Annotated in this window: 16 protein-coding genes and 1 tRNA gene; 10 read left to right on the top strand and 7 right to left on the bottom strand. The window is 52.2% G+C overall.

Annotated elements, in window-relative coordinates; genetic code table 11:
* Positions 1–7: 7 nt before the first annotated feature.
* From ACYVIC_RS03125 to ACYVIC_RS03095, 7 genes are all read left to right on the top strand, one after another.
* Positions 8–583: a Maf family protein gene (locus tag ACYVIC_RS03125; RefSeq protein WP_460857180.1), complete on the top strand. Its 576-nt coding sequence runs from the start codon at positions 8–10 to the stop codon at positions 581–583.
* A complete protein-coding gene (gene rng, locus ACYVIC_RS03120; protein ID WP_460857179.1) occupies positions 580–2,046 on the top strand; it encodes a ribonuclease G in 1,467 nt (488 codons plus the stop codon). Before ACYVIC_RS03125 ends, rng begins: the two co-directional genes overlap by 4 nt.
* Entirely contained in the window at positions 2,046–5,900 is a 3,855-nt protein-coding gene (locus ACYVIC_RS03115; protein ID WP_460857177.1) for a YhdP family protein, read from the top strand. The genes rng and ACYVIC_RS03115 overlap by 1 nt, the downstream gene beginning before the upstream one ends.
* Positions 5,893–6,774, top strand: a complete 882-nt coding sequence (locus ACYVIC_RS03110) for a carbon-nitrogen hydrolase family protein (protein ID WP_460857175.1) — start codon at positions 5,893–5,895, stop codon at positions 6,772–6,774. The genes ACYVIC_RS03115 and ACYVIC_RS03110 overlap by 8 nt, the downstream gene beginning before the upstream one ends.
* Positions 6,771–8,210, top strand: coding sequence for a metalloprotease TldD (tldD, locus tag ACYVIC_RS03105; protein WP_460857173.1), 1,440 nt, complete (start codon positions 6,771–6,773; stop codon positions 8,208–8,210). The genes ACYVIC_RS03110 and tldD overlap by 4 nt, the downstream gene beginning before the upstream one ends.
* Before the next feature lie 62 nt (positions 8,211–8,272).
* Complete coding sequence (locus ACYVIC_RS03100) at positions 8,273–9,268, top strand: branched-chain amino acid aminotransferase (RefSeq protein ID WP_460857172.1); 996 nt, start codon at positions 8,273–8,275, stop codon at positions 9,266–9,268.
* Positions 9,269–9,396: 128 nt separating this feature from the next.
* Positions 9,397–10,476 carry a sialidase family protein gene (locus ACYVIC_RS03095; RefSeq protein WP_460857170.1) on the top strand — a complete coding sequence of 360 codons (1,080 nt, stop codon included), beginning with the start codon at positions 9,397–9,399 and terminating at the stop codon, positions 10,474–10,476.
* A gap of 60 nt (positions 10,477–10,536) precedes the next feature.
* On the opposite strand, the gene yjgA is transcribed toward ACYVIC_RS03095, so the two are convergent.
* Positions 10,537–11,055 (bottom strand): ribosome biogenesis factor YjgA, encoded by a 519-nt coding sequence (yjgA, locus tag ACYVIC_RS03090; RefSeq protein WP_460857169.1) that lies wholly within the window; start codon positions 11,053–11,055, stop codon positions 10,537–10,539.
* A 118-nt stretch (positions 11,056–11,173) separates the two neighbouring features.
* Between yjgA and pmbA the strand changes: the two genes are divergently transcribed.
* Positions 11,174–12,520 (top strand): metalloprotease PmbA, encoded by a 1,347-nt coding sequence (gene pmbA, locus ACYVIC_RS03085; RefSeq protein WP_460857167.1) that lies wholly within the window; start codon positions 11,174–11,176, stop codon positions 12,518–12,520.
* A 111-nt stretch (positions 12,521–12,631) separates the two neighbouring features.
* On the opposite strand, the gene ACYVIC_RS03080 is transcribed toward pmbA, so the two are convergent.
* Both ACYVIC_RS03080 and ACYVIC_RS03075 read right to left on the bottom strand, forming a co-directional pair.
* Positions 12,632–14,809 (bottom strand): M3 family metallopeptidase, encoded by a 2,178-nt coding sequence (locus tag ACYVIC_RS03080; RefSeq protein WP_460857166.1) that lies wholly within the window; start codon positions 14,807–14,809, stop codon positions 12,632–12,634.
* Between the two features lie 147 nt (positions 14,810–14,956).
* On the bottom strand, positions 14,957–16,873 hold the full coding sequence (locus ACYVIC_RS03075; protein ID WP_460857164.1) for an ATP-binding protein: 1,917 nt from the start codon (positions 16,871–16,873) through the stop codon (positions 14,957–14,959).
* 166 nt (positions 16,874–17,039) lie between these two features.
* Between ACYVIC_RS03075 and ACYVIC_RS03070 the strand changes: the two genes are divergently transcribed.
* Positions 17,040–17,116: transfer RNA gene (locus ACYVIC_RS03070), tRNA-Arg, on the top strand.
* A gap of 446 nt (positions 17,117–17,562) precedes the next feature.
* Here ACYVIC_RS03070 and ACYVIC_RS03065 read toward each other — a convergent pair.
* From ACYVIC_RS03065 to ACYVIC_RS03050, 4 genes are all read right to left on the bottom strand, one after another.
* On the bottom strand, positions 17,563–20,256 hold the full coding sequence (locus ACYVIC_RS03065) for a TonB-dependent receptor (protein ID WP_460857162.1): 2,694 nt from the start codon (positions 20,254–20,256) through the stop codon (positions 17,563–17,565).
* A gap of 159 nt (positions 20,257–20,415) precedes the next feature.
* Positions 20,416–23,301: a TonB-dependent receptor gene (locus tag ACYVIC_RS03060; protein WP_460857161.1), complete on the bottom strand. Its 2,886-nt coding sequence runs from the start codon at positions 23,299–23,301 to the stop codon at positions 20,416–20,418.
* Positions 23,302–23,408: 107 nt separating this feature from the next.
* Entirely contained in the window at positions 23,409–24,431 is a 1,023-nt protein-coding gene (locus ACYVIC_RS03055; protein ID WP_460857159.1) for a FecR family protein, read from the bottom strand.
* Positions 24,432–24,446: 15 nt separating this feature from the next.
* A complete protein-coding gene (locus tag ACYVIC_RS03050; protein WP_460857157.1) occupies positions 24,447–25,019 on the bottom strand; it encodes an RNA polymerase sigma factor in 573 nt (190 codons plus the stop codon).
* A 271-nt stretch (positions 25,020–25,290) separates the two neighbouring features.
* On the opposite strand from ACYVIC_RS03050, the gene ACYVIC_RS03045 reads away from it, so the two are divergent.
* Complete coding sequence (locus ACYVIC_RS03045) at positions 25,291–26,397, top strand: hypothetical protein (RefSeq protein ID WP_460857156.1); 1,107 nt, start codon at positions 25,291–25,293, stop codon at positions 26,395–26,397.
* The last annotated feature ends 49 nt before the right edge of the window (positions 26,398–26,446 follow it).

Below are 26,446 nucleotides of genomic sequence, written 5' to 3'. Positions count from 1 at the left end.
CTTGTTAATGAACTATCCTGACATCGCACTGGCTTCGGCCTCTCCCCGTCGGCGTGAACTGCTGACTCAGCTTGGCGTAACCTTTGAACTGGTTAGCGCCGACATCGACGAAACACCACTGCCTGATGAACAGCCGGCGGTTTACGTGCAGCGGCTGGCGCAACAAAAAGCCCGGGCTGGTTTGCAGCGCTTGCAAAGTAACAAGCCGGTATTGGGCGCCGATACTATCGTTGTCTGCGACGGAGCTATACTGGGTAAGCCGGCTGATTTTGACCACTTTAACCAGACGCTGCAGCAGTTATCCGGCCGCAGCCATCAGGTGATGACGGCTGTTGCCTTACTGGATGCAACTAGGCAGCTTAGTGCTTTGGTCTGTACTGAAGTGTGGTTCAGGCCGTTAAGTGCGGCAGATATTCACAGCTACTGGCTTAGCGGTGAGCCGCAGGACAAAGCCGGTGGCTACGGCATTCAGGGGTTGGCTGGAAAGTTTATTCCGCGTATACACGGTAGCTACAGCGCCGTGGTGGGACTGCCACTGTTTGAAACCGAACAACTGCTACAACAATGGCAGGAGACACAATGAGTGCCGAGTTACTGTTAAACGTTACCCCCAGCGAAACGCGGGTAGCACTGATCGAAAACGGCGTGCTGCAGGAACTGCATATCGAGCGCCAGGCTAAGCTTGGTCTGGTGGGCAACATCTATGTGGGCAAGGTCAGCCGGGTATTACCTGGCATGCAGGCGGCTTTTGTCGATATCGGTCTGGACAAAGCCGCATTTTTACATGCTTCTGATATTGTACAGCACGACCCTATTGCCGAACTGGACGGTAAGCCTGCAGCCAGTAAAGATATCCGGGTGCTGGTGCGTGAAGGCCAGTATCTGCTAGTGCAGGTGGTTAAAGACCCGCTTGGCACCAAAGGCGCCCGCCTGACAACCGACATGACATTACCGTCGCGCTATCTGGTATTTATGCCCGGCTCGCCACATGTTGGCGTGTCGCAACGGTTGGAGAGTGACGCCGAGCGCCAGCGGTTAAAAGATATTGTCAGCCAGTATCTGGATGACAGCGGCGGCTTTATTGTGCGCACTGCTGCTGAGGGAGCTGGCGCAGACGAGCTGGCACAGGATGCCAAATTTCTGAAAAAACTCTGGGCTAAGGTGATTAAGCGCAAGCAAAAAACCCGCAAAGAAGGCGTAGTGTATGAAGATTTAACCCTGACTTATCGCATACTGCGTGATTTTGTCGGTACCGAGCTCGAGCGGGTAAGGGTTGATTCTAAACTGACGTTTCAGCAGCTCACTGCATTTTGCGAAGAGTTTATTCCGCATATGACGCCGCTGTTAGAATACTATCCTGGTGAGCGGCCCATTTTCGATATGTTTGACGTTGAAAATGAAATTCAGCGTGCACTGGAGCGCAAGGTTCCGCTAAAAAGCGGCGGGTATCTGATTATCGATCAAACCGAGGCAATGACGACTATTGATGTTAACACCGGTGCCTTTGTCGGCCACCGGAATCTGGATGAAACCATCTTTAACACCAATACTGAAGCTACCCAGGCCATTGCCCGTCAGTTAAGGCTGCGTAATCTGGGCGGTATTATTATTATCGACTTTATTGATATGCAAAATGCTGAGCACAAAAAGCGCGTTTTCCACAGCCTGGAGCTGGCACTGGCACGCGACAGAGCCAAAACCAACATTCATGGCTTTTCTGCGCTGGGGCTGGTTGAAATGACGCGCAAAAGAACCCGCGAAAGTCTGGAACATATTCTCTGTTCTGAGTGTCCAGTATGTGAGGGGCGTGGCAGTTTAAAATCGGTTGAAACAGTGTGTTTTGAAGTGTTGCGTGAAATTGTACGGGTAAACCGGGCTTATGCGGCTGATAAATTTGTGGTGTATGTGTCTCCGGCAGTAAAGGATGCACTGACTAATGATGAATTTCATAGCCTGGCTGAGTTGCAGGTATTTATTGGTAAGCAAATCAGCATCCAGACCGAACCTCTGTATACGCAGGAGCAATTTGATGTGGTGATGATGTAGTGCAAGCAAAACGGCTTTGTTTTTACTGTTTACACAAGTTGTGGCTAACACTGGCAGTCTTGCTGGTGCTGCTGGCCGTGTGTATTACCGTAATGCGTTACAGCCTGCCCTACGCTGACAACTACAAGCACCAAATTGAACAACTTATTAGTGAGCGCTACAACGCTAATGTGCGCATTGGCAGTCTGAGCGCTGGCTGGCAAAAATTCGGCCCGGCGCTGCTGTTAAATAATGTTAGCCTGTACGACAGCGCCAATGATTTGCAACTGCATATTGACGTAACCGAGGTTAGGCTAGACTTCTGGCGCAGCCTGCTGGGGCGTCAGCTTACGGCGCGGCATTTTCAGCTTAGCGGCCTGCGTTATTATGTTTCCGCCGACAGTTTGCTGGCCGGTGATAACAGCGCCAGCCTTGACGCCACCCCAGTGCTGGACGCACTTGAAAACCTGTTTTTCCGCCAGTTAACCTATTTTTCTGTGCTAGACAGCCAGCTTATAGTGCAAAGTGATGACACAGCCGATCTGACAATACACATCAAGCAGCTAGACTGGACCAACAGCGCCAACCGCCACCAGGGTTACGGTGAGTTTTCATTGGCTGGCGTCACAGCCAATACGGTGTCGTTTGTGCTTGATTTATATGGCCCAAGCCTGCCAGAAGCGTTTGGTCAGCTGTACCTGCAAAGCGATAAGCTGGATGTACTGCCCTGGTTTGCCAGCTTGCTGCCGCCCAGCCAAAAATTGCAACAGGCCAGCATCAATTTTAACGCCTGGGGCCGTATTGACCAGGGTACGCTGCGCCGGTTTCAGGTAGAACTGGCCAACAACAGCGTGAGCTGGCAACGTGATGGTAAAGATCACCGGTTGCAGCTTGGGCAGGGCCAGTTGTTGTGGCAACCTGATGCCGATGGCTGGTTGTTGTACTCCGGCGATTTAACGCTAAGTGCTGGTAAGCAAAGATGGCCTGGGTTGCAGTTTCAGCTGCGTCGCAGCGATGAGCAATGGCAGGCCAGTCTGAACCGCTTTGCGCTGGAAGCTTTGACACCGCTGGCAACTCTGTTGGCAGATGATATCGCACCATTGCAAAACATTATGCAATATCAGCCCCGTGCTGAGCTGACACAATTGCAATGGTATAGCGATGCAGGTCAGTGGTATTTCAGTGGTGATATTCATAACCTGCACTCGGCACCGCTGCGAGATGTACCTGGTGTCAGCAACCTGAACGGTGACTTTATTATCAGCGGCGATCTGGCGCGGATACAATTGCGCAGTAGTGCTGCGCAACTAAGCTGGGACAGCCTGTTTAACAACGCTACCGACTATGACGAGCTCAGCGCCAGCCTTTACTGGCAGGCTGGCCAACCAGACAAGCATTGGCGACTGAGTGTGCCGCAACTGCAGCTTAAAGCCGGGTCAATGCAGCTTGATGCCAGCTTGCAGCTGGATGATAAACTGCAAATGCTGGCAAAACTGCAACAAGCTGATGCCAGTCAGGCCGGCCGCTTTTTTCCGGCACCTTATATGCCTGAGCAAGTACGCACTTACCTGCAACAGGCGATTGTTGCCGGTACGGTAAGCCAGGCCACCATGCTATGGCACGGTGAGCCTGCCGGGTTTCCTTACCGCGACCAGCAGGGGGTGTTTCAGGTGCTGGCGCAGCTTGACGACGGCCAATTTGCCTTTGCACCAGACTGGCCGTTGTTAACTGATTTTAGTGCTCAATTGCTGTTTGATAATGCCAGCATGTCGATACAAAGTTTAGCCGGAGAACTGGCGGGCATTGCGTTGCAAGACGGCGTTAATGCACGAATCAGTAACTTATTTGCCGCCGATACGCTGGATATCGATATCAGTCGCAGTGTCGATGCTGCTGCGTTAACCACTCTTATGCTGCAGTCGCCACTGGCAGATAATCTGGGTAAAACGCTGGCGCATCTGGGCGCAACTGGTCAGCTGCGGGGGGATGTAAAGCTGGCAGTTGGCTTGAAGCAGCCCGGCGTGCATGCCAGTGGCACCGTTAGTTTTAATCAGAATGGCCTGACACTTGCTGCACCGGCGATGCAGCTACAGCAACTTAGCGGTGAACTACGTTTTGTTAATGAGCAGATCAGCGCCGATAACCTTAACCTCAGCTGGCGTGGCTTACCGCTAACAGCAACACTTAACGGTGCTAACAGCGCCGATGGTTACCAACTGGCATTGCAACTGCAAGGTGTGCATCAGGCGCAGCAGTTAACGCAGGCGCTACATGCACCTGCCACGGCCTTAGTAGAAGGTGACGCCGCCTGGCAACTACAACTGGCACTGAATTTACCCCACAGCGGTTTTAGTTACCATGCCCGGTTACAATCTGATTTAGCTGCCACTGAACTAAAACTACCTGCGCCTTATAACAAAAGTGTCGCCGACAACATGCCACTGTTAGTGACGGCAAGCGGCAATGAACAGCGCTCATTGCTGGCGGCGCACCTGCACGACAAACTGCATTTTCATGCCGAGCTAATGCACGATAGCCAGCAATTCAGCCGGGTACAGCTAAATGCTGCCAGCACGGATACTGGCCTGGGTAGCAGTGGTTTTAATGTCAGTGTTGATTTACCTCAGGCTGACTTTATCAGTTGGTTCGAGTTCATCCAGCAGCAATTTGCTGCCGCTAACAGTACTGACTCAACGTTGTTTCCGCCGTTAAACAAAGTGCAGGGCAAAGTACAGCGCCTTACACTGGCACCGGATATTGCGCTAAACAACACCGTATTCGAATTAGTGCAGCATAGCGACAATTGGCAGCTACAGCTCAATGGCACTGAAATTGCCAGCCGCTGGCAATTTGCTAAAACGGGTCAGCAGGAAATCAGTGCCACATTGGACTATTTGCACCTGCCGCTACCAGAACAGGTGACACGCACTGATGCCGAATTAGTGCGCCATCCGCAGCGTTGGTTATTGGATGCGCCACCGCTAGATATCAGCTGTGCCGATTGCAGTGTTGGCCCTTACCGGCTGGGACAGGTTAACCTTAAAGCGCATAGTGAAGGCCAGCAGTGGCTGCTAACACAGTTTGACGCGCGCTATAAACGCAGCCGGCTGTCGCTTAGCGGCCATTGGCAGGAGGATGCTACAGCCGGCGTAAGCCAGTTTAGTGGCGAAGTACAAAGCAATAATATTGGCAGTTTACTGCAGGAATACCAGCTTACAGCGGCGATTTCCGGCAGTTCAGCTGAGGTAAGTTTTGCACTGAACTGGCCTGGTGCACCGAACCAGTTTGCATTGGCCGATTTAGCCGGCAATGTAAACTACCGGCTTGGCGAAGGCTCGCTTACCGAAGTCAGTGATCAGGGCGCGCGTTTGTTTTCTATTTTTAGTCTGGATTCACTGCTACGCAAGTTACGGCTGGACTTTCGCGACGTCTTTGCCAAAGGCTTCTTTTACAACGGCATGAGCGGCAATCTGGCTATTTCGCAAGGCGTGGTACAAACCAGCGATGCGGCCATCGACGGCGTGCCCGGCAACTTGCAAATACAAGGCTATGCCGATCTGGTCAGCCGTGATATGGATTATCAAATGGCGTTTTCACCCAAGGTTACCTCCAGTTTGCCGGTGATAATAGCCTGGATGGTTAACCCGGCTACCGGGTTGGCGGCACTGGCGCTGGACGAAGTGTTCCAAAGTGCTGAAGTGATCTCAAAGATTAACTTTACCGTTACCGGCAGCTTTGACAAACCTGTGGTAACCGAAGTCAACCGTCACAGTAAAGAAGTGCCGGTACCGGTGCGCGTGGCGCAGCCTGAAGCCATTATAGAGTTGCCTGCGACAGAACAACCGGCGTCACAGCCAAGAGCACCACATGGCTGAAACCCACACAATATCTGGCGTTAGCAGCGCGGCCAAATGGCGTTTATCGGCTATTCAGCTAAACAGCACGCCCCAGCCAGAGCAAAATATGGCGGCGGTACAGCGGTATTTACAGCAATTAGATGACGCTTATGGCCGCGCGTTACCGCACCTGGTGGCCTTGCCAGAGTGTTTTGCCGTGTTTGGCGGTAGTGATGGCTTACAAGCAAACTATAAAGCGCCGCTGGGCCAGGGTGATATTCAGTTAGGTTGTGCTACGCTGGCGCGGCAGTATGGTGTGTATTTGCTGGCGGGCTCGTTACCCGTCCAATGCCAGGAAACCAGTCGTTTTAGTGCCTGCAGTATATTATTCGCCCCCGATGGCAGCATAATGGCCGACTACCAAAAGCTACATTTGTTTGACGTCGCGGTTAGCGACAGCACCGGCAGTTATCGCGAGTCAGCCAGTACTATGCCCGGACAAAAAATAACGCTGGCCAGCACCGGGCAGTTAAAGCTTGGCATGACGATATGTTATGATGTGCGCTTTCCCGGCTTAATGCAGGCTTTGGCCGCGCAAGGCATGAATGTACTGAGCGTACCGTCGGCCTTTACCCGGGTAACCGGCGCTGCGCACTGGCAGATATTACTGCAAGCGCGGGCGATAGAAAACCAGTGTTTTGTACTGGCGCCCAACCAAACCGGCGTTCATGCCAATGGCCGCGAAACCTGGGGCCACAGCCTGATTATTGACCCTTGGGGCCGTATTCTGGCTGATGCCAAAACTGCGCCAGGCTGGATATCAGCCGAAGTAGATTTAACCGATTGCAGCAGCCTGGCGCAAAAAATGCCGCTGTTGCAACATAACCGTTTTAACAGTGAGCTAAAACCATGACTGCACCAGAGCAGAACCTGATCACCGCCTCCGACCTGACTGATAAAGATCTGCAAGCCACGCTGGGCTATTTATTCGATCATCAGCTCGATTTTGCTGATTTGTATTTTCAATCCAGCGTACATGAATCCTGGGTGCTGGAAGACGGCCTGGTGAAAGACGGTTCGTTTAATATAGAGCGCGGTGTTGGTGTGCGCGCTATTAGCGGCGAAAAAACCGGCTTTGCTTACGCCGACAGCATTAGCGCTGCGGCGCTTAAACAGGCCGCTACAGCCGCCCGCGGTATTGCCGCTCATGGCCAGCACGGTAGTGTAAAAGCCTTTAGCAAAAGTGGTAACAGCAATATTTACCTGCCATGCGAGCCACTGCAAAGCTTAAGTAATACAGAAAAAGTAGCCTTGCTGCATCAGATTGAAACCTACATCCGTGCGCTGGACAGTCGTGCCGAACAGGTAATGGTAAGTTTATCCGGTGTGTACGAGGAAATACTGGTCGCTGCCAGTGACGGTACCTATGCTACTGATATCCGCCCGCTGGTGCGGTTAAATTGCTCAGTGTTGTTGCAACAGGGCGACCGGCGCGAGCGCGGCAGTGCCGGCGGCGGCGGGCGCACCAACTACAGTTATTTTACCGACAGCATTAACGGCGAGCCGCGTTGGCAACATTATGCCCGTGAAGCTGTGCGTATGGCGCAGGTTAATTTAACCGCCATCGATGCGCCGGCTGGCACCATGCCGGTAGTGCTTGGCAGCGGCTGGCCTGGCGTGTTATTGCATGAAGCGGTAGGCCATGGTTTAGAGGGCGATTTTAACCGCAAGGGCTCATCTACCTTTGCTGGCCGTGTTGGCGAGCAGGTCGCGTCTAAACTATGTACTATCGTCGATGATGGCACTCTGGCGCACCGGCGTGGTTCATTAAATATTGACGATGAAGGCGTGCCGGGCCAATACAACGTGCTGATAGAAAACGGCATTCTAAAAGGTTATATTCAGGACAAACACAATGCCATGCTAATGGGCGTAGCGCCTACCGGTAATGGCCGGCGCGAGTCTTTTGCTCACCTGCCAATGCCGCGGATGACGAATACCTATATGCTGGCCGGTCAAAGCGATCCGGCAGAGATCATCGCCAGCGTGAAAAAAGGCATTTATGCGCCCAACTTTGGCGGCGGTCAGGTAGATATTACCTCGGGCAAGTTTGTGTTTTCGGCCTCAGAAGCCTATTTAATTGAAGACGGTAAAATTACCGCGCCGATTAAAGGCGCAACGCTGATTGGCAGCGGCCCTGAAGCGATGCAACAGGTGTCGATGGTAGGCAATGATTTAGCCCTGGATGCCGGTGTCGGTGTCTGTGGCAAGCAAGGCCAAAGTATACCGGTGGGCGTAGGCCAGCCGACACTGAAGCTGGATGCCATGACAGTAGGTGGCACCCAGTAAGGTGGCCGAACTTACACACATATAAACAGTAAACAGAACAAATCACAGGGACATAACGCAAAATGGCAGCATTTGGCACCGTATTTACCCCCGAGATGATTATCTCGCGTTTTAACAACAACAGCTGGAGCACTCCAGAGATCGTCGCCACCGACAGCATTAGCCTGCACCCGGGCGCGCACGTGCTGCATTACTCCAGCACCTGCTTTGAAGGTTTAAAGGCGTTTCGCCATGCCGATGGCAGTATTCATATTTTCCGTATGGATAAAAACGTCGCCCGGCTGGCGCAAAGCAGTGACTTATTGTCGTTACCGAACATCGACGGCGCTACGTTAAGCCAGATGATTACTGACATTGTGCGCCGCTTTGCTGCTGATGTGCCAAACCCGCCAGGTTCAATGTATATCCGGCCAACCCATATCGGTACTGAGGCCTCTATCGGCAAAGCCGCGGCCCCTAGCCTGGAGTCGTTACTGTATGTACTGCTGTCACCGGTAGGTGATTATTTTTCTGGCGGCGCTAAGCCACTGCGTTTACTACTGGAAGACAATGCCCGCTGTGCGTCGCATATGGGCATGGTAAAAAGCGGCGGTAACTACGCCAGTGCATTACAACCTATTATGAAAGCCCGCGCGGCAGTGCAGGCTGACCAGGTGCTGTTTTGCCCCAATGGCGACGTACAGGAAACCGGTGCAGCAAACTTTTTACTGATCGACGGTAACGAGATTATCACCAAAGCGCTGGACAGCAGCTTTTTACACGGTGTTACCCGTGATTCTATCCTGACACTGGCGCGCGATCGCGGCATGACAGTATCAGAGCGCGAGCTAACGGTAGATGAACTGTTAGAGCGTGCGGCCAAGCCAGGCGCAGAAGCGGCCTTATCCGGCACCGCAGCGGTATTAACCCCGGTAGGTACGCTTATTCATGCCGGCAAAGAATATCAGGTTGGCACTGGCCAGGGCGGTAGCACTACCAATGCACTGCGTCAGGCATTGAACGATATTCAATGGGGTAACGCCGCAGATAAACACGGCTGGTTACACAAGGTGTGTTAAAACCTGCGATATACATTTAGGGGCGCATTTTGCGCCCTTTTTTATTTGTTAAAGTTACATCTAATTACAGACTGTTGACAAAGTTGTCGCTAAGGTTATTGTGTTTAAAAAATAACTGGGGTAAGGCTATGTGGCGCTGTGTTGTGGTTTGTTGTTTCACCTTATTGTTTGGCTGTGGCTCTGACCGGCAACCGGCTGCCGTGCCAGCACCTACGCCGACACCGCCGCCGGCGGCATTTAATTTTCAGCATCAGGGCTTAACGGGTATAACCGCCACCCGCTTATATCAGCAGCACGGCGTGTTGTTTGCCGTTAGCACCGACGGCCTCTATCTTAGTAACGGTGATGGCAACTGGCAAAGTGCCGGTTTGCAGGGGTTTGATCTGGAAGACATGGTGGCCATTAGCGAGCAGCACTTTATCGCCGCCACCTTTTTACAAGATGAGCAAGGCTTTCGCCAGCACCTGCTATTTGAAACCTATAACGCCGGTGCCGACTGGGTAGAGGTAAAGCATCAGTTTGGTTTACACGGCGAAACTGAAGCTATCTTCGCTTTGCTGTATGACAATAACGCTCAGCGTTTATATGCCACCGGCACCGAAGCACTGGCGTATTCGACTGATATGGGTATTAGTTGGCAATTGTTATATGGTACCTGGCAGGGCTTTGGCCAGGCCAAGTCGGCACTGGCATACAACCGCGCCAACAACGAAATCTGGTTTGGCGGCCAGGGTGCCATTGAAAATCCGGTGTTGCAGCAGGTTGTAGTTAAAGACGGTAGTGGCAGGCTGCATACTAATTTAATGCCGGCGCCATCGTCCATTTATGCGGTGCGTTTTGCCCCGGATAACCCAAACAGTGTCTATGTTAGCGGCGAGGGAGGGGTGGTACACAGTAGCGATAACGGCGAAAGCTGGCGCACTTTGCTGGGTGATAAAAACTACCGTTTTTACTTTGATGTCGCCATCGACCCGGCCAACCCGCAGCGGCTGTTTACCGCCGGCTGGAACAAAAACTTCGACGAGCCACAACCGCTGATTATCGAATGGTCTGACAATGGCGGTGCGGCCTGGCAGCAATATCAGTACCCGGCGCCGGCGTCGTTTTTCGGCGGTGTGCGCAGTATGCTGCTGGTACAGGAGCAAGGGCGTAATGTGCTGTACCTCGGCTTGTGGAAAGGCGGCATTATGCGCGTAGTGCCGAACTAAAACAGTGTTTGCGATGATTCAGGGGCGCAACTCGGCGCCCCTATTTTTAACGGTTGTGGGCTACTCAGTAATAATCAGCGGTTTAATTAACTGAAACAACTCGCGGTAGGCTTTGGGCGGTTGTTGTTTTTCCTGCTCTTTTTTCGCATTGCGAATAAGCTGGCGCAGTTGCTGTACGTCAACATCCGGGTACTCGGCAATAAAACCGGTTACGGCGTCGTTATCGGCCAGCAGTTTGTCGCGCCAGGTTTCTACTTTATGAAACTGCCGGGTAGCGGCCTGGTTGGTGTTGCGCAGCAACGATAAGGCCTGCTCTATTGGCTCTAAATCGCGGGTGCGCATTAAGCGGCCAATAAACTGAATATGGCGGCGCAGCGCTTCGCGCTTATTGCTGAGTTTGTCGGCCAGTTGCAGCGCGTCTTTTAATTCGTCGTCCAGCGGTACCCTGGCACGCGAGGCGGCGCTTAGGGCTATCAGCTCTTCGCCCAGTTTTTGCAGGTCATGCATTTCACGCTTTACCTGTGATTTACTCTTGCCTTCTTCTTCGTCCCAGGTATCGCCGTTGATAAAATCGGTCATCTTAGTTTCACTCATCACTATAATGGCGCTAAGTATACATGATCTGACGCGGCAACAGCAGCCAGCGTGCACAGACTATGATAAGCTGACAGCAATTTTTTCAGGTAGACAGAACACTATGCAAGTAACCCAACCCAGCATCTGGCAGGAAATTGATGAAGTAAAACAGGCGGTAGCCGAAGTACTGGCGCATGCCAAACAATTAGGTGCTAGCAGCGCCGAAGCGTCGATGAGCCGCACCAAAGGCTTGAGTGTCGAAACCCGCCACGGCGAGGTAGAAACGGTAGAGTTTAATCAGGACGGTGGCCTGGGGATCAGTTTGTATTTTGGCCAGCGTAAAGGCTCGGCCTCGACAGCTGATTTAAGCCCGCAGGCATTGCGCCGCACGGTAGAAGCGGCAGCAGATATTGCCCGCTATACCTCAGAAGACCCGCATACCGGCATTGCCGAAGCCGCCTGGCTGGAGATGTCGCCACCGGATCTGGATTTGTATTACCCCGACACTATTGGCACCGATGAAGCTATTGCGCTGTGTGCCAGCTCTGAAGAGGCGGCGTTTGCCACCGACAGCCGTATTACTAATTCAGAGGGGGCGTCGTTTTCTACACATACCGGCCTTAAGGTATACGGCAATAGCCATGGCCAGTTAGTGGGCCATCCCAGTTCACGCCACAGTTTTAGCTGTGTGGTTATAGGTGAAGATGGCGATGATATGCAGCGCGACTACAGTTTTACCGTAGCGCGGCAGTACAATAAATTGCTGGACCCAAAGCAAATTGGCCGCGAAGCGGCACTGGAAACCATAGCGCGCTTAAACGCCCGGCAAATTCCAACGCAAAAAGTCCCGGTGATTTTTCGCGCCGATATTGCCAGTAGCTTGTTTGGCCATTTGGTTTCGGCCATTAGCGGCGGCAGCATTTACCGTAAATCAAGCTTTTTACTGGACAAAGTGGGCCAGCAAATTATGGCACCCGGTATCAGTGTGCTGGAGCAACCGCATATTCTGCAGGGCCTGGCATCCAGCCCGTTTGACGGCGAAGGTGTAAAAACCCGTGATTTAGCGGTAATACAGCAGGGGGTGTTAAGCACTTACCTGACAACCAGCTATTCGGCGCGTAAGCTGGGTATGGCCAGTACCGGCCACGCCGGTGGCATTCATAACTGGCTGGTAAGCCATGGTAATGAAGACTTATTGCAGTTATGCCGCACCATGGGCAAGGGCCTGTTGGTCACCGAGTTGATGGGGCAGGGGGTGAATACGGTTACTGGTGATTACTCGCGCGGCGCAGCCGGCTTTTGGGTTGAACATGGGGAAATTCAGTTCCCGGTGGCCGAGATTACCATCGCCGGCAATTTAAAAGATATGTTTATGCAGATGGTTGCCGTGGGCAATGATGTAGACCGCCGCGGCGGTGTGCTTACCGGCTCTGTGCTGATAAGCCAGATGCAGGTCGCCGGTAACTAAAGCAGCGCTATAGCTTTACGCAATAAAAGCCCCGCCAGAACACCGCGGGGCTTTTTTTGTTTTGCAAACATGAACCGGCTAATTCTGTGTCAGCCGGTTTGTCTGGCTTGCTTATTCTACTTTGGTTTTCAGGCCGCGGCGGATTAACAAGGCGTCTGTAGTTGGCTCCTGGCCACGGAAGGCTTTATAAGACTCCATTGGTAGGCGCGAGTTACCGACAGACAAAATGTTTTTACGGTAGTTTTGGCCGTTTTCTAACGTTAAACCACCCTGGCTTTGTACATAAGCAAAAGCGTCGGCAGCTAAAATTTCACTCCACATATAGGCATAGTAACCCGCTGAATAACCGCCGCCCATAGAGTGAGAGAAGAAAGTAGACTTATAGCGTGGCGGTACTGCCGCTAAATCTACGCCGTGTTTTTTCAGTGCTGCCGCTTCAAAGGCATTAACGTCTTGCAGTGGCTCATCGGCAGACAGAGAGTGCCATTCCATGTCCAGCAATGCTGCCGACATATATTCCAGCGTGTCAAAGCCCTGGTTAAAGCTGCGTGAATTCATCACTTTTTGCAACAGCTCAGCGGGAATAGGCTCGCCGGTTTTGTAATGCTTGGCATAGTTAGCGATCACGTCCGGGTGGGCTGCCCAATCTTCTTCAAACGTAGACGGAAACTCAACAAAGTCACGTGATACTGAGGTACCGGCCAGGGTTGGGTATTTCACGTTGGAGAACATGCCGTGTAAGCCATGGCCCAGCTCGTGGAATATCGTGGTTACGTGGTCGTAGCTTACCAGTGTTGGTTGGCCGTCTGGCGCCTTAGGAATGTTCATTACGTTAACCACAACCGGCTTTTGGCCTTTCAGGTGTGATTGACCAACAAAAGAACTCATCCAGGCACCGCCACGCTTGCCGTCACGGGCAAAGTAGTCGGCATAGAAAATGGCCAGGCTGCTGCCGTCGGCATCAAACAGCTCGTAAGCTTCAACGTCCGGGTGGTAAGTTGGTAAATCCGGCCGCGGTGTAAAGGTTACGCCGTATAAGCGGTTCATGGTGTAAAACACACCATCTTTTAATACGCGGTTAAACTCGAAGTATTGTTTAACGTCGTTCTCGTCCAGATCAAATTTAGCCTGGCGGACAAACTCTGCATAGTATTCCCAGTCCCAGGGTTGGAGCTCAAAATCACCGCCTTTTTGTTTGATCATTTCCTGAATGGCGGCGGCTTCTTTATTGGTGTTAGCCACCACTGCCGGCACCATACTGCCTAACATATCAAATACTGCTTGTGGTGTTTTTGCCATTTGCGCTTCTAAGCCATAACTGGCCCAGTTGTCATAGCCCAGCAGTTTAGCGCGCTCGGCACGTAACTGCGCCAGGCGGGCAACCAGTGGCCGGTTGTCAGTGTCACCGCTTTGGGCGCGGTTAGCGGAGGCTTGCCACACGCGCTGGCGTAGCTCGCGGTTATTCAGTTGCGTTAAAATTGGCTGGCGGGTGGTGTTGGTAATGCTCAGCAGGTATTTGCCTTCATGGCCGGCGTCTTTAGCTGCATTAGCCGCTGCGGTAATTTGCGAGTCTGACAACCCGTCCAGCTCTGCTTTAGTCTCAACAATAACAGCAATGTTTTTGGTTTCGGCCAGCAGGTTCTGCGAGAACGTGTTAGTTAAGGTTGAATGTTCTTCATTCAGGGCGCGGATGGCGGTTTTCTGCTCTTCAGTCAGCTCAGCACCGGCACGCACAAAGCGCTCGTAATACACTTCAATTAAGCGTGTTGCTTCAGCATCCAGTTTTAATTCATTGCGCTGGTTATACAGGCTTTTAATACGGGCAAATAATTGCGGGTTTAAGTTAATGTTGTCTGAGTGTGCCGCCATTTTTGGTGCCAGCTCAGACTGCATGGCGCGTCGCTGTGGGTTAGAGTCGGTGCCTACCAGGTTGTAAAAGATGCGCGAGGTGCGGGTTAACAACTCGCCGCTTTTTTCCAGAGCTACCAGCGTATTATCAAAGGTGGCTGGCTCCGGGTTATTGGCAATTGCCAGCACTTCAGTCATGTGCTGCTTTATGCCTTCTTCAAATGCAGGCAGGAAATGCTCGTCTTTTATTTCGGCAAAATTAGGGGCTTCGTATTGCAGCATGCTTTTGCTCATTAACGGATTGGTGGTAGTAGCCTCTATACTGGTGCTAACCTCGGCAGCAGGTTGCTGGTTTGCAGTCTGGCTGGGGGCGGTATTGTCGCCGCAGGCGGCCAGCGCCAGTGCTGCGCCAACGGTGGTGGCAATAAGTGTTTTACGCATTATTTTCTCCCGGGAAGATGTCAGGCTTAATTATAGTGATTGCGCCAAGGCGCAGGCTGCTTCGAGTATGCCAAAATACTGCGCAGAGTCATCGGCTTTGCAGCCAGTGGCCAACAAATTAAGACAAAAGCACGCTCAGGGCAACAGTTAGCCTGCGATTGTCTCTGTAATAGGTAGGTCTATGTAAAAACAGCTGCCCTGTTGTGGGGCCGGTTTATAACCAATACTGCCTTGCATTTGGTTTATTACACTGCGGCTAACGGCAAGGCCCAAACCCGTGCCGCTGTGCAAAGCACCATCGGTTTTGTCGGCCTGGCTAAAGCGGTTAAACAGCTGCGGCACCCGGTGTTCTGCCACACCGTTGCCATTGTCCTGCACCATTATTCTGGCTTGCTGGCCATAGCGGCTCAGGCTAAGTTGCACCCGGCCATTTTCGCCACTATAACGCGCAGCATTTTGTAACAGATAGCTGACAATTTTTTGCAAACGGTCAGCATCGGCAGTTACGCTTAGCTGCTGGTCTGCAACATCGCAGTTAAGCTGCAGTTGTAATGCAGGGTGCAATAAATGGCACTGCTTAATACAGTGTTGTAACAGCGGATAAAGCTCTAGTGGTTGCATTTGCAGCAACAGGGTGCCGCTGGCCGTTTTTTCGACATCCAGTAGCGAATCTTGCAGGTTAAGTAATTGCTGGCAGTTACTTTTGGCTAATTGCAGCATGCGTAGCTGTGATGAGCTTAGATTGCCGCCAGCGCCAGACATCAGCAAACTTAACGCGCCAGAAATAGCGGCAACCGGGGTGCGCAGTTCATGGCTTACCGCAGAGATAAACTGTTGTTTTAATTGCTCGGCATGCTGGTGAGCAGAAATATCACGCAGCACCAACAGCTGTTTGGTGTGTTGCTGCAATTGCAGGCGGCTGCGGCTTACCGCCAGTGGAAACTGGCTGTCATCACGGCGGCGGCCATTGGTAACGTATGCATGTTGCGCATCTGATGTTGCGCTGTATAGCTCGTCCAGCAGCTGTGGCTCGGCCAGCAAAGTTGACCAATGATGTCCAGGAAGGCTGGTGGGTGTGTAGCCGAACATTGGCGAACAAGACATATTGGCCTGCTCAATAATGCCATATAAATCAGTGGTAATGATGGCATCTGCCACGTTGTCCATAATGCCGCGCAAATACAATTTGGCGCGCTGTTGCGCTGCGGCGCTGCGGCGCAACGACTGGTGCGAGATAAATAACCATAGCAATAATGCCAGTAATATAAAGGTGCCGCTGTAACTTATGGCTCGCAGCAACCCGGCATGATCGGCAGGGGTGCCGGTGGCACGCAACGCCATTTGCCACAGTGCGCCGCGCAAGCTGATATCCAGTTGCATGCTATCATCATAAAACAGCCGGTCATCGCCATAAAACGCTCTGCTGCTAATGCCTTGCGGTGATATGCTGCGAATAGCTACCTGCACCTCTTGCTCGGTTGTTTGCCGTTGCAGCAGAGCCCATACCGAGTCAATATTTACTACAGTGCTGATAATGCCCCAGTAATCAGTAGCATTCATATACACCGGCACGCGGTAAATAAAAGCCGTGCCGCCCTGAATAAGCTGTACCGGCCCCACCAGCCTTGCTTCGCGTTGCTCAATAATGGCGGCTATATCGGGCCATTGCTGTGGTAAATCCGGATAATGCAGACCCAGTGCTTGCTCATTACCCTGTAGCGGATAGATATAACGCAGGGTGTTAGCCGGCGCCACACCAATATTGCGGATATGCCGCGCCTGATGTGCCAGCTCAGGCAACAATAAGTGCATCTCAGCGGGGGATATATCACCATTGCGGGCCTGTACATGCGCGGTAAGGCCAATAGTCAGGTATAGCGGAATATTTAATTCAGATTCCAACAGCGCCCGTAACTGGCCGGCACTGGCAATTTCATGGCGTAATTGCTGGCCCCGTGCCATTTGCCGCTCGTGTTGTATCAGTGTTTCGGTGGCATACACCACGCCAGCCAGTAACACCAACAGCAGTATCCATTGCCAGAGGGGAATTAACTTAGTATCCATACTAATATACAGCGCCAAAACTGAATGAGTTACCACTCTAGCTGTTAGCGGCAAGGCTTGTAAATAAGTGATTTAGAACTGAGTGCTGAAAAAACGCACTGTCGGGCAATAGACACACAGAGCAAGGCTGTCTATAATGCGCAGCTTCTGCCAAATAGCAGATTGCGCACCCGTAGCTCAGCTGGATAGAGCGTCGCCCTCCGGAGGCGAAGGTCCCGCGTTCGAATCGCGGCGGGTGCACCAAAAAACATCAAAACCACCTTTAGGGTGGTTTTTGTGTTTTTGGCACTCTGTCCGATTAGAGCGCGTGTTCGACAAAAACGTCTGGAACGTTTTTGAACAGCTTTGCTGGCCCGTTAGGGCGAGGGCAGGATAGCCCGAGTAATCCGGCGGGTGCACCAAAACAAACAACCGCCACTTCGGCGGTTTTTTGTTTTTAACACCTTGTCCGATGAAAGCGCGTGTTAATTCGGGTGCGTCCCTAATTAACGGTCCGATGAAAGCGCGTGTTAATTCGGGTGCGTCCCTAATTAACGCTAATTAACGTAAGAAACGGTGTCATTTTTTTAAACAGCTTTTGTGGCCAGAAATGTGAGCAACCGCAGTTAAATGCCACAGATTTAGCGTTTTTTACCTGCCTAACCTCAAAACACCCAACCACCAGTTTGGCGGTTGGGTGGCGGGCTAAGTTAGAATTTGTACATCAGGCCCAGAATGAAATTACGGCCACTTTTCGTGTACGACTGAGTGCGGTTATCCTGGAACTGCCGAATGCGCTCATCGGTCAGGTTGTTGCCTTCAAAGGTCAATTGTACGGCGTCAGACCAATTGTAAAAGGCTTTAAAGTCGAGAAAACGGCTGTCGTCGTAACCTTCTACTATGTTTTGGCTTTCACCTTCACCGGTAATAAAATCACCGCGGTAGGCTTGAGATAAACGCAGCCCCCAGCTGTCTGTTTCGTAATACAGCGTAATGTTGTAGGCCTGTTCAGACAATCCCGGTGGGGTGACCTTAAATGCCTGGCCTTCGTTAAATAGTGTGGTTTCGCCGTCTGCCAGTGTCAGGTTGGCGGCAAAGCCTAAATTACGCCAGTGGCCGGGCAAAAAGGTCAGGTCGGCTTGTAAGGCCAGTTCTATGCCTTGTACCGTGGCGCCGTCACCATTAACCGGCTGATTTACGGTAAATTCGGTTTGCGCATTTACGCGTGGGTCAAATGCCAAAAACTCCAGCGGGTAACCGGTTTGTGCATAGGGCATGGTAACCGATTGGCCAACGATAAAAGAGTCCATGTTTTTGTGGAATAACCCGGCAGCAAAGCGCAGATCGGTAGCGTAATATTCTAACGATACGTCAACGGAGTCGGCAACGAAGCGCTCGAGGTTTGGGTTGCCGGCGGCAATCCGGGTGTCGGCTACCCCAACCTGGCCGGCGGCGCGCAACTGGTTTAAGGCCGGGCGGGAAATGTTGCGGTTAGCACCAAAGCGCGCTATCCATTCATTACTGATATCCAGCGTCATATTCAGGCTTGGCAGGAAATCAGCATACTTTTTATTAAATTCAGTGTACTCAAGGCTATTGCCGGTATTGACCTCACCACCAGAGGTTTGCTCTGTCTGGTACCAACGTGCGCCAACATTGCCGCGTAGGGTCATGCCATTGATATCGCGGTTAAAGTTGTATTTGCCATATAGCGCTGTGGTGTCTTCTGTTAGCTCATACACCGTGCCGGGTTGGTTAAAGCGCGCATCCAGGCTGCGTGAAATCAGGCCGGTGGCTTCCAGTAAGCTAAAGGTGGCAGTATTGTTTGCTACTGCGTACGGGCGCAGCATCGGCATAGGGTTTAACTGAAACACCGCTGCAGGTGCCGCCGGATTGTTGCTCCAGTCTACCCGGTTACGGCGTTCAAAGCCGCCCGATTGATAATGTTTGTATTGGGCACCAAAATCCACAGACTCGCCCGAGTCAAACTCATAACGCCAGTCGGTCTGGGCAGTACGAAAGCTGTTGTCCATAGCATCTTCCCGCACGTCTGAGCGCATTAGCGTCCATTGGTCGGCATCGGCAATATCGAAGCTGTAGCTGTTCTGGCCATGTGGTGCGTTGCGCCAATCAACCGAAAAGGCATGGCCGCGTGACTCGGCAAAAATTTTGTCATGCACCGGCTGGGTAAAATCAGAGTCTGAGCTGGCCAGCAAGACTTTGGCGGATAAGGCATCGCTGAGCATAAAGTCACCGGCTAAAGTCAGCTGATAGAACTGTGTTTCGCCGAAGCTGACTTTAGATTCAGTACGCAAGTCTAAGTTTTCAAAGGCGGCGTACATCAGGTTATCGCCAACAATGGCGGCGTCAACCAGCAGCTGGCCGGCGGTAACATTACCGGTAAAGGCATTGGTGCCGGCGGTGGAGATCTGGTTTTCTTTACGGTCGTTCGATAGTTTGCCAAACAGCGCATCCAGTGACCAACGTGTTGTGGCGGACGGTTGCCACTGCAACGAGGTGGTAATACCCAGCCTTTCCCGCTCATTATGCCAGGCAGCAATATTGTTAGCCCGCGGCACGAACACCCGGTCGGCCCCTCGGGCATTAATTAAACGCTGTGCTACGGCTGCATCTACAGTAGCGGCCACATTGGCCGCACCAAAGTTGGCTTGCTGCCATGACCAGACATGGTAGCCCCGCTCGATAGTTTCAGCCTTAGAATAGGCTACTGACACTAAGGCCCCGACATCGCCCCAGGTATTTGACAATAAACCGGCAAACCGCGGGCTGCTGCTGTGGTTCATATCGTTGTGCACAGCCTTAACCGATAACACGCCTTTTTGGCCGTCGTAGTCAAACGGCCGCGCGGTATGCAAGTCTACCGTTCCGCCTAAGCCGCCTTCATCCAGGCTGGCGTCATAGGATTTATGCACCTCAATCCGATTAAACAGCTCGGATGCAAAGACACTGAAATCGAAATCCCGGGTGCGGGAAGCGCTGCCGCGCTGGTCGATGCCTGAGTCGGTGGTAAACAGTGCTTCTACACCATTTACCCGGGTTCGGGTGAAATTGGGGCCTAAGCCGCGCAATGAAATTTGCCGGCCTTCGCCGGAGTCGCGTGATATGGTTACGCCAGAAATACGCTGTAAGGATTCGGCCAGGTTAAGATCAGGAAAGCTGGCAATGTCTTCTGCCAGAATGGTCTCTGTGACATTGTCAGCTTGCTGCTTAAGTGCCGCGCTTTTTTGCAGGCTGGAGCGGTAGCCCTTAACGGCAATATGTTCTATGGCTGCATCGTCCGTGGCGGCCACGGTGGTTGCCACCACTGGCACGCTTACACTACTCAGGCCCAGGGCCGTGGCGATGCCCAAGGCAACGTTATGCATGTTACGACTGGCTTTCATTAATTGTGTCCCTATCAGTGTTAGTTTTTGCTCTTAGTCACGCCGTTTGGCGCATGATGGATAAAGCAATCACAAGACAAAGCACACAGGACAACTTTTCAGGATCTGGCCAATGTTCTTAAAAGTTTCATATTCGCGGTTAACTTTGCAGCACTGCGCTTAAAATTGCGCATGCAGGCCCAGCTGCCAGCTGCGGCCAGAACGGGTGTAAACCAGCGGGCGATCTGCTGTCGCGTTGGCAAACATATCAATAGGCTCATTGCTCAGGTTTAGCGCATCCAGGCTGAGCTTGAATTGTGGTGTCAGCTGGAAATAAAGGGCTGCGTCGAAAAACTGCATACTGTGCAAGCCCAGAAAACCGTTAATGTTGTCAACGCCGGTAAAATAACGATCACGAAAGCTGGTTGAAACCCGGACACCGCCAACGGCATTTTCGTAATATAAGGTCAGCTGTGCCGTATGTTTAGACAAGTTCAGTAAGGGGCCTTTTACTGGCTGTGCATTGATGGAATATTGGCTGTTGCCGTGCGAGTAGGTGTAGTTTGCCAACATGCCCAAGCCAGATGACAACTCATAGCGGGCTGACAATTCCACACCATATATCTTGCCTCCGCGGCCGTTTACCGGCCTGGACAGCGCAAATAATTGTCCTTCGCGGTCTTTAGTAAGCAAGCGCCCGGGCAGTGCCAGCTCAGCAAAATCCACCAGCCTGGTTTCGCTGACAATGTAGGCATCCAGATCTTTGACATAGGCCGATACAGCGGCAAAATTTACCCGGCCAAAGTAGTACTCTAGCCCCAGGTAGAGGGCGCTTGCCACAAAAGGCCGCAACGCCGGGTTGCCCAGTTCAACTCTGTTGTCTGCAATGCTAACGTCTGCGGTAGCTCGCAGATCGCTAACGCTGGGCCGCGACAAATTGCGGCTGGCGGCAAAACGCAGAATAAGGCTGTCGTTAACATCAACGGCAAGGTTTAGCGCCGGCAGCCAGTTGGTATATTGGTGCGATACGGCTATTTGTGCTGTCTCATTAGCCTGGCCCGGCTCTGCCGCTATCGATTCGCCATGGCTGTTTACGTCCGTGTTTAGCCAACGCAGGCCAACGTTGCCACGCCAGTTATGCCAGGCAAAATTGTACTGGCCGTATAAAGCAAAGATGTGCTCAGTTAAGGTAAAAGCGGTGCCGGGCCGGTTTGCTGCTGCACCAAGCTCGCGGCTAAATGGCTGGCCGGAAATACGGCCGCTAAGCTGCTGTGTCAGCAAGCTGGCAAAGCTTTGGTTTACGTCTGCCACGGCAAAGGGTTGTTGTAGCGGCATCGCCACTGTTGCCAAATGCAGCGGCAGTTGCAAGTGGTTAAGTTCGCGCACATCGTCACGGCGTTCAAAACCGCTTGAGCGAAACTCCTTTAGCTGAGCGCCAAACTGCAGCTCGCTGCCGGCGTGCAGGGCATGCTCGCTACTAACAGCGAAAATTGCAAAGCGGTTTAGTACCTTATCTTCGCGCACATCGGCACGGTGCAGTTGCCAGTTTTGCCCGGCTGTAAGATCAATATCATAGTATTTTTGCGGTATGCGCCGACCCGGGCGGTAATCAAAACTGAACGGCTGAGCCGGTGCCTGCAGAAAAATTTTGTCATGTAGCGGGCTGTTAAAGTCAGATTGGCTAACACTCGCCGACAGCCGGTATGCCGCAGTTGTACTGGGCTGGTAATGCAAATCCAGCGAGTTGTTTAAAAATTCGGTTGCTACCGCCGACAGCTTGGCTTCACTGCGAATGTCGGTCTGGGCAAAACGGGCGAACTGTAGGGTATTGTATTGGTCTGTTGCCATGGCGCTGAGCTGCCGGCTGTTTAAATTGGCCAGGTTGTATTCATTGTCATCGCTGTTTAATCTGGCGTACAGGTTATTCAGTGTCAGCTCAAGCCGGTTAGAGGGGCGCCATTGCAATACGCTATTAAGCCCCAGCCGCTGTTGTGCCCGGCTGGCAAAAGTGGCCGATATTGCAGTGGGCGCGATAAGGTTGGCTTGCGTGGCGCTAACATCGGCGTCAGACGCAGAAAAAGCACGCCATCCCCAGTCACGGTAACCGGTTTCGTAGGTGGTGTTTTCACTGTATGCCACCGACAACAAGGCGCCCAACTGGGCAGTATTGTCAGAAAGTAACGCAGAGAACCGCGGCGAATACCGGCCCGATAAGTCATTGTAGCCAGCTTTAATACTGGCTTTTGCCTGTGGTTGTTGAAAATCAAACGGTTTGGGGGTCCGCAGGTTAATGGTGCCAGCGATACCGCCTTCATCCTGGCTGACGACATAGGTTTTTTCCACATCAATTTGGTTAAACAGGGCGGCATCAAACACATTAAAATCAAAATTGCGGGTCCGCTCGGCAGAGCCGCGGTGATCGAATACCGAATTCATCGTGGCCAGTGATTCTATACCGTTAATTTGCACCCGGACAAAATTCGGGCCCAGCCCGCGCAGGCCAAGCTGGCGTGTTTCGCCGTTGTCTCGCTCGGCCACCATACCAGGCAAACGCTGCAACGCATCGCCCAGATTAAGCTGCGGAAAATTGGCCATATCTTCGGCAAACAAGGTGTCAACTATGTGGCTATGGCTACGTTTGTTAAGTTGCGTAGCGCTTAGGCTGTCTCGATAGCCCCGTACGATCATGTGCTCGATGGTGGGGGCTTCGCTGCCGGGTTTAGGCGGCGCTGCAGCCGGCGCCGTAGCTGCCTTTAGTGCTGGCGCTTTGAGCAGCAAAATCATATTGCCTTGCAACACGCCCTGCAAACCGCTGTTTGCCAGTAACTGCGCTAATGCCAGCGCCAACGGCATCTGGCCTTGCACTGTGGTTGTCATGCTATCGGGCAATATGTCGGCGCGGGCCAGCAGGCCGTAGCCTGTTTGGCTGGCCAGTTGTTGCAACGCTTCAGGCAGAGGCGCAGGGGCTATGTTTATCGCATAGTTTTTCTGCTGGGCCAATGCCATGTCAGGCTTGCCAGCCATGGCCCACAGTACCAAGCCTATGAACATGCGATACTTGGTCAACTTTGTGCCCGATCCGCTTGCGTGACAATATAGCGGTGAAGCTTAAGCCTGAATTGTTACAGAAATTTTTCCTCAATACATATCATAACGGCTGACGCCGGCGGCACTTATTCCAGTAGCAGCACCCGATCAGCGGCTTGCCTGGCTCTTAACTGGTGCGTTACCTGTAAGCCCTCAATTAACGCATCGGATTCATCAATACTAAAAGATGCGGTAATGCTTAGCTTGGCAAGGTTGCTGCTACCAAGGGTAATAGGCCGCTGACGATAGCGGTTTACGTCGGCCAGTACGTCGGACAACGGCGTATTTTGATAGTGCAATCGGCCAGAGCGCCACAATAAGCCTTGGCTGGCATCATAAGGCTGTACCGCAGTAAAGCCCGCCTGATGGGAATACTCCAGCCGCTGCCCTTGCAGCAAAGAGGCGGTCTGGCGTTCTGTTGCCGGGCCGGCGCTTAGCGCCACCTGACCTTCATCCACAGACACCCGAATGCGGCTGTCCTTACGCACTTCAAAGGCAGTGCCTATGGCGCGCACTTGCAGCTCTTGCACTGACACGGTAAAAGGCCGGCTGGCATCTTTGGCAACCTGAAAATGTGCCACTCCGGCTAACAGTTCGATGTTTCGCTGTGTTTTGCTTAGCAATACTGACACCGCAGAGCTGCCACTTAAGGTAATAACCGAGCCATCAGACAGCGTTATTTGCTGGTTAGCCGCATAGCCAGACTTATACAAGCTGGGCACTGCTTGCTGTGGCAACAGCAAATAGCTGCCAATGCCAACACAGGCCAAGGTTAATGTTGCCAGCAGAGGTCGGCGGACAACCGGTGTTAGCCGTGGTACAAGGTGCTGGCAGGCCGCCAGCAGTTTGTGCCAGTAACGCTTCAGGCCGGCAAAGCGTGGCGGCGGTGCGGTATTCATTTGCGCTGAAAATATCAGTTCGTCAGTAAAACCAAGGTCTTGCCACAAGTGTGCCGCTTGCGTAAAGGCCTGCTGATGCTCAGCGCACTGGTTGATCCATTGTTTTAGCGCTGTATGCTCCTGCTGGCTGAATTGTCCGGACTGTATTTTTACCAGCCAGATCAATGCTTGTTCTGACGCTGTTTGCTGTTGTTCTGAAGTCGTTTGCATAGGTGTTATCGCTTCTTATCGGGTTTGCTGCAGTATGGACAATGCAGCATAGAGCTGGCGGCAAATGTCAGCCTGGCTCCAGCCAAGTGCTTTAGAGATTTGCGCGTAGGTTTCGCCTTTCAGACGGCTGCGGATCAAAATTTCCCGCTGTTTGTCAGACAGCTGACTCATGGCATTACCTAAGGCTTCTACCTGGTTTTGCCGGGCGGTAATGCTTTCCGGATCAGCATCAGTTAGCAGCTCTTCCTCATCGGACATGTGCTCTTGCATCACGTTATGCATCCGCTTTACCCGTTTAATGGCATTTAGGGTTAAATTGACCGCCATTTTGTAAAGATAGGCTTTAGGGTTGTCGATATAGTGCAGCTGTTGGTACTCACCAAATTTGGCAAACACTTCTTGCACCACATCTTCCGGCTCGGGGGGGCCAAAGCCATAATTGCGCTGCAAATAGCCAACAATGCTATCGGCATGCTGTTGGTAAAGCCGGCTTAGCGTCCGGTTAGCCTGTAATTTATCTGTTTTTGCCTGATGTTCTGCGGTTAGGCCAGACAGCCTGAGGCTGTCAGTTTTTAAGGGTGCTTGCATCTGCTGTTGTCCAAACCTGGTTCTGTCATCAAGACAATTGGTTGTAAGAAATTTTCCAACTTTTCATTCAGTTGGTTTATTTAGTTGGTCTGTCACTCTGGCTAGCAAGCTTGCTGCGTAACAGCCGCCGATTCTGTCGGCTGATTGTGAAGTTTTCATGAAACCTTGCCGCTATGCGAAAAAATGCGCAGCGCGGTTTGTCCTGTTAGTGCATTCGCCTTGTCATCCGGGCATGCAACGTTTTTTAAACCTGCAACCACAAGGACACACAATGAAAGCGATACTCACCAGGTTGGCCTTTACCATGGCGCTGATAAGCAGCTCAGAGGTATTGGCAACATTAGATGCCTACGTGCAACCAAAACTAAACAGCACTATTACTGAAGCCTTGCAAACGTTGTCGCAACAGTGCCAGGACTTCACAGTCGACACTGAAAGCGATCACGCCTTTGAAATAAGTGATCATCATCAATCTTTTACGCTAAGCCACAGATGGCGCGATGGGTCAGCGCTGGCATTTATTAGCCATTCAGAGATGGGCAACACTGACTACGGCCAGATTATGGCTTTTTCTGTTGCTGCGGCAGATTTTCGCAGCGGTAGCGATCTTATTGGCCGCGACCGTACTATGCCGATGTTGCATAAGCAGTTTATTACCGAACAACACCCGTCGGGCATTGCCTGGTTGCCTGCGCCGGGTCAGCGTGATACCGGCTATTTGTTTGTTGCCTCTGAAAATGAGCGCAAAGTGCGTATTCACCAATTTAGTAAAAATGGCGATGCCATTGAAATGGCGGCGCTGGAGCAAAATCAGTTAAACCAGATCACCGATGTGTGGCTGGCACAGCAGGGGGAATACAACTGGTTAATTTTACATAATATGAATGCCGCCACCGGCACGGCTTACCGGGCCCTTACCGCAGACTTGTTCCAATACGGCAGCCTGTACGAGGGCGAGCTGAATATCAATGCGTTTACTGTGGTTAATCAATACCAGTCTCCGCAAAACACCGGCTGCGGCAAAAGTCTGGGGCAAAATGCACAGCTAGTGCAAGACAGCAGCAACAACTGGTATGTGGTGCATACCTACACCGGCGACAGCATCTGTGGTGCTAATTCAGAGCAAAACCGTGTTAAAGCGTACCCGGCCTATTTTAATGCTGACGGTAGCTTCAGCGTTACCAGCCAAAATTCGCCCTTTGCTCAGACAGTCGTAGGCAGTTCAACGTTACCTGATGGCCGCGGTGCAGACGGTGCTGCAGGGCTAAGGGTTAGCACTGATGGCCGTTTGGTGATCTATCTGGGCGGGCAGTATGCCTACCTGTCATGGTTCGACTGGAAAACACGTATTAAAGAGTGCCGCTCGGCAGCGCGCTAAGATATTGGCCGACATACTGCCCTAACGCTAAACCACACTTTACCCAGCC

This window comes from Rheinheimera gaetbuli (genome assembly GCF_054781935.1).
The sequence above is the reverse complement of the archived record's forward strand: the minus strand, read 5'-3'. Positions and strand labels throughout refer to the sequence as shown.